The organism is Streptomyces sp. NPDC002701 (assembly GCF_042889045.1).
Taxonomy (GTDB): domain Bacteria; phylum Actinomycetota; class Actinomycetes; order Streptomycetales; family Streptomycetaceae; genus Streptomyces.
The window spans coordinates 1-9,710 of record NZ_JBIAQL010000056.1 but is presented as its reverse complement, the minus strand read 5'-3'; the positions used below and the strand labels follow the sequence as shown (position 1 = coordinate 9,710).

Below are 9,710 nucleotides of genomic sequence, written 5' to 3'. Positions count from 1 at the left end.
ACTGAGGGCCGCAAGCTGTGTATCGAGCTGGCTCCGCCCACCGCGGAGTCGAAGGCGCGCGCGGCCAAGCGCACTGAGGCGCTGCGCGAGGCGACAAAAGCGAAGGCCCGCAAGGACGGCAAGTCATCCGCTCAGGCTTCGAGATGACCTGGAAGACCAGGTTCGCTTCGGCGCGTTCGAAGGGCTGGTAGCCGACCTCATCGACTACGAGAGCGCACCCCGTTCCGGGTCTGGACGGTGAGAGTGCCCTCGCGCGGGTCGGCCGGGGCGGCGGCGTAGAAGTCGGGGTGGTTGAGGACCGCCGTGGCCAGGACCTCGGTGAGCGCCGGTGCGGGCAGGATGCCGTCCGTGGTCGGTCGGCATCCTACCCAGTGCGGCCGAAGCCGCTGCCCGCGAGCTTGGTGAAGGTGACGCGGTCCGAGCCGGGTTCAGCGCGGGGCCCAGGATGTGCGGGCTTCCGCGCAGTGCGTCGGCGATGCGGACGGCGTCGAGGTCGGCGTCGAGCAGCGGGCTCTTGTCGCGGTCGATGGCCGGGGGTGACTGAGCACTTCAGTCGGCGAGTTGAATACGGTGGGCGCCGGTAGGGTCGCTTATGGATGCTGAGCAGGCACTGGGTTGGCTTTTACTGATGATGAGGTCGGACATGACGAACGTCGCCGAACGGTGTGCTGGAGAAGGCGGGCCCGCGCCGCGAGGGCGGGATGTGAGGCTCACGGTTCCGCGGCGGATTGCGCAACGGCGGCGTCCTGTACTGCGTTCCGCGTACTGACGTCGCATGAACAGCGCCGACGCCTTTCTGGAGACCCTCGCAGCAAGTAGCTTGCCGCCCCTGCGCGGCGGACGGCACAGCGGCGATGACTTCCGCGCCGAGGTCGTCACCCGCGATCTGGGGCCTCTACGGCTGGCCGAGCTGGTGACCCCGGAGGGCGAGTGCTTCCGGGATGCGCGGTCCGCCCGCGATGCCGACAGCGAACTGTGGCAGATCGAGCTCGTGATGCAGGGCCGGGTGCGCGCCGAGCAGGGCGGCAGCACCGCTGTGCTCGGGCCCGCCGACCTGGTCCTGATCGACCCGGTGCGGCCGGTCCGGTTCGCCAGCACCGCGACCAGGCACGTGACCATGCTGGTACCACGGCGCTTGCTGCGGCTCGGACCGGACGACGCCGCCCGGCTGGCCGGAGTACGCATTCGCGGCGACCGCGGCCCCGGGGCTCTGGTGTCCTCGCTCGCACGGAATGTGGTGCGGTCCCTGGACGGGTTCCGCGCCAACGAGGCGGACAGGTCGGCGGCTGCGGTGATCGAGCTGATCGCGGTGGCACTCTCGGCTCAGCTGGGCCATTCGCGGCGGCCGGCCGCCGACGAGGCGTTGCGCAACCGGATCTTCGGCTTCATCGAAGCGAGGCTGTCCGACCGGGATCTCACTCCGGCGAAGGTGGCCGCGGCGCATCACATGTCCGTGCGCCGACTGCACAAGCTCTTCGAGGGTCAGCCGCTGACGGTGGCGGCCCTGATCCGTCGGCAGCGCCTGGAGCGGTGCCGCGTGGACCTGGCCGGAACCGACCGAACCGTCGCGGCCGTCGCCGCCGGCTGGGGGTTCACCGATCCGGCGCACTTCAGCCGGCTGTTCAAGGCCACCTACGGGTACAACGCGGCGGCACTCATGTCCAACAACCGTGCGCAGATGATCAATGCGTCCGCCGGCCGGTCCGCCGAAGATGGTGACTGACAGTGTGGAAAACGGAAAAGGTGATCACATGGAACAGTCGGTCGAAGCAATGAGCGCCATCCCGGCCCGGATGAACGAGGGCTGGAACCGGGGTGACGCCACCGCGTTCGTCGCCGATTTCGCGGATGACGCCGAACTCGTTGACTTCGAGGGAACCATTCACAAGGGACGCGAAGCGGTGATCGCGTTCAATCAGCCGCTCTTCGACACCGTCCTGAAGGGTTCCCGGCTGGTGCGGGGCGAGGTGCCGTTCGCCCGGATCGTCCGTCCGGGCTGGGGTGTGGTGCACCACCGCGTCGCCATGGTGATGCCGGGCGAGGAGGAGCCGCCCTCGAGCCGCCGCTTCATGCAGTTGCTCGCGCTGGTGTGGCAGAACGACCGCTGGGAGGTCGCGGCACTGCAGAACGCACGCTTGATCTCGTTGGAAACCGCGATCACCCTGGACGCCCAGGCCACCGCCGGATAGGGGCACGATGCCTGGGGGCGTGCACGAGATCGTTGACCGGGTCCTCGAAGGGGTTTCCGGCGTCCCCCCGATCAATCGCGGTCAGCGCTGTCAGACACCAACTCGGCCGCAAAGTGCGGACCGTCGGCCAGCCGCAGTCAGACCGCCCGCGGAGATCCTGGCAGGGCCGCTTGAGCTTGCCCGAGACGCACCCCACCCGGCCGCACGGGCCGTCCTCACCTCGTAGGTGCGGTGGGTGCTGCCTCAGTCGGCGCAGGGGATCAGTCTCAGGGGCACGGTCACGGCGGAGCCGTAGTCGTCTTGGGAGGGGAACGCCCATTCGTTGATGCCGGTGACGGTGAAGTGGGCGGTGCTGCCGTCACGGCGGGTGACCGTGAAGAGGAAGGGCACCCAGGTCATAGAAGGCGGCGGGGCGGTTGTCGGAGTCGATGTCGCTGAGGATGATGGCGGTGCCCTTCTCGCCCGGTGTGACGGATCTGGTGCATAAGCCGGCATGGTCGGGGGCTATTGGGCAGAGCGATGGAACCGTCGGCGGCTCAGGGGACCTTGTCGACCCGCGAGTGCAGGCCGATCTTCGGAATGCTGATGATGACGGGTTCCGAACGGGGCAGAGCTGCACCTTGTCAATGCAGGGCTGTGCAGGGGGTGCGGGTGCTGGGGTGGAGCCGAGGGCTGCGACCCGGTCATGGCGGTGGCGAGGGTGCCGCGGGCGGCAAGCTGGTCGCGCTCCCGCTTCGGGCCGCTCCGCCCGAAGCGGGGATCCGGGTCGCGCCTCAGCGGGGACGGGGCGCGGCCCGTTGGTAGCGGTTCGGTCAGCGGGTCCGGCTCACGAAGGCGCTGCCTCGTACGGATGTTGGACGGCGTGAGAGGTGCATCATTCCTGTGCGGCCCTCTGCGCGTGGCGCCAGGAAGCCGGGGACGCGTGGGGCCGGAAGGCCCGGTCCCAGTGCGCGCGTCTGGCTGTGTTCGATGTCCGCGGTACTGCCGTGGTGCGAAGGAGTGCGGTGATCACCGCCGTCACCGCTGCCAGTTCGTCGGTGTCCGGATCGCCCTTCAGAACGTGGAAATGCATGCTCACGTGTCCAGGATCCCCACACCCTGAAGAGCATCGCAGCCACAGTTGCTCCGTCCGGGCAGCCAGCCCGACAGTGGCCCCCCTTGGAGCCCCGCGCCGACCGCACAAGCGCATCCATCGACGGTGGGAATTGTTGACTCCCTCGTGCACGTTCTCCCCGCACTGGTGCACACCCGTGGGGGCCCGGTCCCGACCGGTCCGGGTCCTCACGTGCTCCCGCTGTCCGTGATCAACAGCAGGCACCGCGCTCACTGGCCTGGCTAATCCTCTGGTACCGACGCCAGCGGCGGACAGCTGACGGCAATGCCACAGGACGCTCACATCAGTAAACGCCTCTCATGCCGCTGGTTCGTTGCCAGCCGATTCCCGGAGGGGTTGCCCGGGACGGTCACAGCGATTCCCATGCAGTGCTGTACGAGCGTCGTATGAGCACGCATGCAAGCATGCGGAAATCCAGGTACCGAGGCGGGGCGTCCCGTGACAGACCGGACTTCCAGTTACGGCGCGCTGTGGTTGATACGAAGCTGCGCAGCGAAAGGTTTGGTCCAAAATCCATGTTCATTCAATGGAGTGGGCGGCCAATCCGGGAGCCGGTCTGTTTCGGATTCCCTGTGTGAGCGAAGATCAGAAAGTGCCGAGGGCCCAGCCCGCCTGGCGTCGTTGTCTGCTCGGGGCCGTCAGTGGCCTGGTGGCCGGTTATACGGCGCTGGCGGTCGCGGAGCTGGTGTCCGCGGCAGTGCGGCCGCAGGCAGGGCCCGTGGTCGCGGTGGGGTCTGCCGCTATCGACCGCACTCCGGCAGCGGTCAAGGACTACGCGATCCGCCACTTCGGCACCAACGACAAACTCGTTCTGCAGCTCGGCATTCTGACGACCCTGACAGTTCTTGCCCTGCTTCTGGGAGTGCTGGCCGCATACCGGCGCAGAACCGGCGCGGCAGGTGTGCTGCTGTTCGGAGTGGTGGGCGCGTGGGCTGCGACGAGCCGTCCCGATTCCACGAGCTGGACGGACGCCCTTCCCTCCGCGGTCGGCGTGATCGCCGGGGCCGGGGTGCTGTATGTGCTGGTGGGAAGGCTTGGCCCCGGCAAGGCCACACACACACCCGCGCCGGTCACCCAGTCGCGCGGGGACACACCCACGGCCGCCGGGCCAGTCGGCCCGGCCGCTGTGACGAGGGAAGCAGGCTGGGACCGGCGCGGGTTCATCATCGCGGCCACCGCCGCCGCGGCGGCCTCCACCGCCGCCGGCGCTGTGGGACGGACCCTCAACAACTCCCGCGGCCAAAGCGCCGTGGCCTCACGCAGCAGCCTGCTCCTTCCGGCCCCGGCATCCGCCGCCGCCCCGGTGCCGAAAGGGGCTCGGCTGCGCATCCCCGGCGTCAGTTCGTTCGTGGCAGCGAACAAGGACTTCTACCGGGTAGACACCGCGCTGGTCGTACCGAAGGTGGACGCCACCGCCTGGCGGCTGCGGATCCACGGCAAGGGCGTCACCCGCCCGATGACCGTCACCTTCGACGACCTGCTGCGCCGTGAACTCATCGAGCGGCACATCACGCTGACGTGCGTGTCGAACGAGGTCGGCGGACCATACGTGGGCAACGCCCGCTGGATCGGTGTACGCCTGACGGACCTCCTCGCCGAGTGCGGGGTAAGGCCCCCTTCCAAGGGCGGCCCGGCCGATCAGCTGGTAGCCCGTTCGGTCGACGGCATGACCATCGGCAGCCCGGTGGAGGACGTCATGGACGGCCGTGACGCGCTGCTTGCGATCGGTATGAACGGCGAGCCGCTGCCCTTCGAGCACGGCTTCCCCGTCCGCATGCTGGTGCCGGGTCTGTACGGCTACGTGTCGGCCTGCAAGTGGATCGAGGACATCGAGCTCACCACGTTCGACGCCTACGACGCCTACTGGGTGAAGCGGAAGTGGGCCCGCAGGGCGCCCATCAAGACCCAGACGCGCATCGACACCCCCAAGCCGTTCGCCCGCCCGAAAGCCGGCACGGTCATGGTCGCCGGAGTGGCTTGGGCCCAGCACCGCGGCATCGACAAGGTCGAGGTCCGCCTCGACGACGGCCCTTGGCAGCAGGCCGACCTGGCCAGAGAGGACACCCGCGACACCTGGCGCCAGTGGTCCTTCCCCTGGAAGGCCACCCGCGGCACCCACACCCTGACCGTGCGGGCCACCGACCGCACCGGCCAGACCCAGACCGAGCGGCGCACCCGCACCGTCCCCGACGGAGCCAGCGGCTGGCACTCGGTGGTGGTCACCGTCGACTGACCACGCCCTGCCGAAGGCACATCCCTCCCCTTGATTACCGATCACATCCCAACAGGAGACATCTCATGAACACCCGTATCCGCCGTGCCGCCGTCGCCGTAGCCGCCGCAGCCGTCCTTCCGATCGCCCTGACCGCCTGTTCGGACGACAGCAAGGACACATCCTCCTCCTCCAGCAAGGCATCGTCCCCCGCGAAGGACGAGTCCACCGACACATCCAGTGACATGGCCGCCATGGACGAGCCGTTCGGCCCGGCCTGCTCCACCGTGCCCACGGACGGTGCCGGCTCCTTCGACGGCATGGCCAAGGACCCGGTCGCCACCGCCGCCTCCAACAACCCGGCCCTGTCCACACTGGTGACCGCCGTCAAGAAGGCCGGCCTCCTCGACACCCTCAACAACGCCCAGAACATCACCGTGTTCGCGCCGACCAACGACGCCTTCGCGAAGATCCCCAAGGCCGACCTGGACAAGGTCCTGAACGACAAAGCACAACTGACGAAAATCCTCACCTATCACGTGGTGGGCCAGAAGCTCGCCCCCAAGGACCTGGCGAACGGCTCCTTCCCGACGCTGGAGAAGTCCAAGCTGATGGCCGCGGGCTCCGGTGAGTCCTACACCGTCAACGGCTCCGCCAAGGTCGTCTGCGGCAACGTCAAGACCGCCAACGCCAACGTGTACATCATCGACACCGTCCTGATGCCCAAGAGCTGAGCGGCGCATCGGTCCGGCTACACCTCTCAGCAGGCGTAGCCGGGCACAGGGGCCACCTGACTTCACCCGGCAGCCAAGGGTGCCCGTTGCCGACTGGATCCGGAGGCCAGCAACAGGCACCGCATGGCGGCGGGCCCAGGAAACCCCGACAAGTCCGCCACGAGCGGATCGTGCGGTGAACTGATTGCGCGACGATGCGACAACGTCCCGCCCCGTGCCATCAGTGGCGAACCATCGAAGGCGGCAAGCCGAACGACCGGTAGCTTCGGACTATTGGTGCAAGGCGAGTTCTGACTTTGGAGCGTGGCGTGGTGAAAGAGCCGGTGCACATCGGGCGGCATCCATCGGCCCGGCCGGACCTGGAAAGGCTCCTGGGTGAGGTCGCGGGCGGAGACCAGGATGCCTTTGGCGTCGTCTATGACGCTACGGTCTCGCCGGTCCTGGGAGTTGCGCGTCGTGTGCTGCGCGACCATGCGCAGTCCGAGGAAGTGGCCCAGGACGTCCTGGTGGAGGTGTGGCGGACCGCTGCCCACTACCGGCCCGAACGCGGTACGGCCATCAACTGGATCCTCACCCTCGCCCACCGGCGTGCCGTGGACCGGGTGCGTTCGGTGGAAGCCTCCAGCGCGCGGGAGCACAAGGCCGCGCTGCTGGACCACACTCCCGAGTACGACGAGGTCACCGAACAGGTCGAGGCACGCTTCGAACGTGAGCAGGTCAAGCGCTGTCTGCGCACGCTCACCGACCTCCAGCGCCAGTCGGTCACCCTGGCCTACTACCGCGGACTGACCTACCGCGAGGTGGCCGAACTCCTGGCCCTTCCGCTGGGCACCGTCAAGACCAGACTTCGCGACGGCCTGATCAGGCTCCGGGACTGCCTGGGAGTGAGCGCATGAAGACCACCGACCTGCACACTCTCACCGGGGCCTACGCACTGCAGGCACTGAGCATAGAAGAAGCAGCAGCCTTCGAACGCCACCTCGCCAGCTGCGAGGCGTGTACTCAAGAAGTACGGGAACTGAGCGAGACCGCCGCCCGCCTGGGCGTGGCCGCATCGCTCACACCACGCCCCGAACTCAAAGAGCACGTGATGCGACGCATCAGCACAGTCCGGCAGGAAGGCCCCCGATTCCTGGTTCCCAGCCCTTCGCCCAGGACGCGCTTGCGTACCCACCGCGTTCCGCGATGGGCCCTGGCCGCTTGTCTGGCGGTCACGGCCGCATTGGGCGCCACCACCATCTGGCAGCACGAACGCGCCCAGGACGCCACCGCGCAGGCCCGACGCACCGAGCAGCGTGCCGGCTCCCTCGCCGCCGTCCTGGCCGCACCCGATGCAAGGACCCGCACCACCCGCTTCGCGGACGGGGCCAGCGGAACCGTCATCGTGTCCAGAAGCCTCAACCAGGCCGCTTTCGTCACCGCGGGACTGGCAGAGCCCCCCGCAGGCAAGGTGTACCAGCTGTGGTTCAACGATGACGGCACCATGCGAGCGGCCGGACTGATGAACGCCGATCGTGTAGCCACCGCCGTCCTCATGAGCGGGAAGGTCGGCGGCGCGTCCGGTATGGGTCTCACTCTCGAGCCTGCCGGCGGCTCTCCCAAGCCGACGTCCTCACCGCTGGTACTGATGTCGTTTCCTGCCTGAGAAGGCGCACTTGCGGTGCGCCGGCCCCGCATGGGCCCGGCGCGATCACGCTGGGGAATCTGGAAAGGACTCGTCCAAAATCTCTGCCCACCGATCCACAGGGAGGGGCCGGCCGGTGTTCTGGGCCTGGGCCTCGACCAGCTTCAACAGGGCGGTGATGAACGGTACGGCAGCGCCATCGCCGTCGAAGCTGATCACTGCCGTATGCAGACGCTGCACGGCCGCGGAGAAAGACCGTACTTCCTGCGCCCGGACTACTGCCGCACTGCGCATCGTGTCGTCTGTGAGGATGCGCTGCACAGCGAGTTCAGGGCAGTCCGCTGTGTGCCAGACCTCCCCCGTGCCACCGGTGCGGATCCGAAAACTCTCCGGACCAGGCGCGGCACCGCAATCCAGGCAGGTGAGGTGTTCCCCACTTGATGATTCATGATCCGAGTCCGGCATGGCACTTCCATCCGCTGGGTCCTCAAAGGATCGGCCCGCGAAACGCCCCGTTCCCTGCCTCATCAACACCGCAGCTGGCCTTGAGGGCACACAGAGGGAATCCGTCACCGGCAGCCGGGCGGATTGGCCGGTGACGATCGCGGTCCTGCCGAACCGCAGAATCGTCCCACACGTGCCATGCCGTGCAACGGCCGTCGCCCGCCTGGAGGCGGACGACGGCTGATGAACGGCTACTTCCGGGCGCCTGCGTGGTGAGAGCCGTTGACGCATGCGTTCCCGAAGGCCGGGTTGAGCAGCCCGATCACGTTGACCGTGTTGCCACAGACGTTGACCGGCACACGGACGGGAACCTGCACGATGTTGCCGGACAGCACACCGGGCGAGTGCGCTGCCACCGCCCCCGCATCGCTGTCGGCCACCGCCACCGCGGAGCCGCCCAGTACGGCACCGCCGACAGCCACCAGCAGGGAGATGCTTTTGATCGCACGAAACATGGAACTACCTCACAGACAGAAGCGGGCTGCCGCTGCTTGCGACCGCCCCGGGCCGCGCCGTTCGCGGCCCTCCTACGCTGATCCGTCTGCCGGGCCCGCACGGATTGCTCCGGCTGGCCTCTGTCACCCGCATGGACCACACCTCATATGAGGCTCTCACCGCATGGGATGCTGCCTCGGGTCAAGGCGAGGCCGGGGTCGGGAGCATGTCTGCTGGCGCTGGTCAGCAATTCGCTGACCACCAGCTGCGCGGTGACGGGCGCGCGGGCGAACGCCTGCAGACCGTCAACGGCCTGCAGGCTCCAAGGAAGCCACACGCCAGACCGGACGAAAATCACCGCGCCTGGCGGCATGTGGACCAGCGGTACCTGTCGCGGATCAGCCAACTGGCTCCTCTCCGGCGCTTTGCCGCCCGACATCACGAAGCGGGAGAGGAGGGCTGGCGTCGTGAAGCGTGGACGGGGTGTGGGCGCGCAGTGCTACGGATGTGGGCATGCATCGGCCTTTGAGAGCATATCTGAAGGTCACGGAGTTGCTGTCGGAGATGTATCGAGTGGACCGGAACGTGACCAAGCGGAGCGCTGCCGGTGCGCCGCCCGGTCTTCACCGGGCGCTGTCGATCGTGGAGGAGATGGCGGAGGGTTCCAAGCTGTGGTGCGCGGCAGCTGCGGTGATGCTCTGCACGGGCGGTCGTCGCGGGGGAACGGCGGGCCTGGCGTCCTTGGCGGCAGCTCAGTCTTTGCCTGGTTTTGAGTTGCCAGTGAACCCACGCCAGTCCCACGCCGGAACGCTCCTTCATGAGTGGGGTGGTGGCGCGGGGCGGGTGGCGAGGTGGTCCTGGAGTTCACGATGGCGGAACTGCCATGCCGTCCCAGACG

10 protein-coding genes and 1 pseudogene are annotated in these 9,710 nt (G+C 68.0%); 6 read left to right on the top strand and 5 right to left on the bottom strand.

Features of this window, described 5'->3' with window-relative positions; all coding sequences use genetic code 11:
- Positions 1-136: 136 nt before the first annotated feature.
- A pseudogene (locus ACFYXC_RS41550) lies at positions 137-211 on the bottom strand (ATP-binding protein); the annotation flags it as partial.
- A gap of 564 nt (positions 212-775) precedes the next feature.
- On the opposite strand from ACFYXC_RS41550, the gene ACFYXC_RS41545 reads away from it, so the two are divergent.
- Both ACFYXC_RS41545 and ACFYXC_RS41540 read left to right on the top strand, forming a co-directional pair.
- On the top strand, positions 776-1,723 hold the full coding sequence (locus ACFYXC_RS41545; protein ID WP_389558322.1) for a helix-turn-helix domain-containing protein: 948 nt from the start codon (positions 776-778) through the stop codon (positions 1,721-1,723).
- 28 nt (positions 1,724-1,751) lie between these two features.
- Positions 1,752-2,189 (top strand): SgcJ/EcaC family oxidoreductase, encoded by a 438-nt coding sequence (locus tag ACFYXC_RS41540; RefSeq protein ID WP_389558320.1) that lies wholly within the window; start codon positions 1,752-1,754, stop codon positions 2,187-2,189.
- Between the two features lie 243 nt (positions 2,190-2,432).
- On the opposite strand, the gene ACFYXC_RS41535 is transcribed toward ACFYXC_RS41540, so the two are convergent.
- A complete protein-coding gene (locus ACFYXC_RS41535) occupies positions 2,433-2,579 on the bottom strand; it encodes a hypothetical protein (RefSeq protein WP_389558318.1) in 147 nt (48 codons plus the stop codon).
- 484 nt (positions 2,580-3,063) lie between these two features.
- A complete protein-coding gene (locus ACFYXC_RS41530) occupies positions 3,064-3,261 on the bottom strand; it encodes an acyl-CoA carboxylase subunit epsilon (protein WP_389558326.1) in 198 nt (65 codons plus the stop codon).
- Between the two features lie 616 nt (positions 3,262-3,877).
- Between ACFYXC_RS41530 and ACFYXC_RS41525 the strand changes: the two genes are divergently transcribed.
- The 4 genes from ACFYXC_RS41525 (at position 3,878) to ACFYXC_RS41510 (ending at position 7,894) form a co-directional block, all read left to right on the top strand.
- On the top strand, positions 3,878-5,536 hold the full coding sequence (locus ACFYXC_RS41525; protein ID WP_389558316.1) for a sulfite oxidase: 1,659 nt from the start codon (positions 3,878-3,880) through the stop codon (positions 5,534-5,536).
- Positions 5,537-5,601: 65 nt separating this feature from the next.
- Positions 5,602-6,249 (top strand): fasciclin domain-containing protein, encoded by a 648-nt coding sequence (locus ACFYXC_RS41520; RefSeq protein ID WP_389558314.1) that lies wholly within the window; start codon positions 5,602-5,604, stop codon positions 6,247-6,249.
- Positions 6,250-6,560: 311 nt separating this feature from the next.
- On the top strand, positions 6,561-7,145 hold the full coding sequence (locus ACFYXC_RS41515) for a sigma-70 family RNA polymerase sigma factor (protein ID WP_389558324.1): 585 nt from the start codon (positions 6,561-6,563) through the stop codon (positions 7,143-7,145).
- Positions 7,142-7,894 carry an anti-sigma factor domain-containing protein gene (locus tag ACFYXC_RS41510; protein WP_389558312.1) on the top strand — a complete coding sequence of 251 codons (753 nt, stop codon included), beginning with the start codon at positions 7,142-7,144 and terminating at the stop codon, positions 7,892-7,894. The genes ACFYXC_RS41515 and ACFYXC_RS41510 overlap by 4 nt, the downstream gene beginning before the upstream one ends.
- A gap of 45 nt (positions 7,895-7,939) precedes the next feature.
- On the opposite strand, the gene ACFYXC_RS41505 is transcribed toward ACFYXC_RS41510, so the two are convergent.
- On the bottom strand, positions 7,940-8,194 hold the full coding sequence (locus tag ACFYXC_RS41505) for a hypothetical protein (protein ID WP_389558310.1): 255 nt from the start codon (positions 8,192-8,194) through the stop codon (positions 7,940-7,942).
- Positions 8,195-8,568: 374 nt separating this feature from the next.
- Positions 8,569-8,832, bottom strand: coding sequence for a chaplin (locus tag ACFYXC_RS41500; protein ID WP_389558307.1), 264 nt, complete (start codon positions 8,830-8,832; stop codon positions 8,569-8,571).
- Positions 8,833-9,710 lie beyond the last annotated feature (878 nt).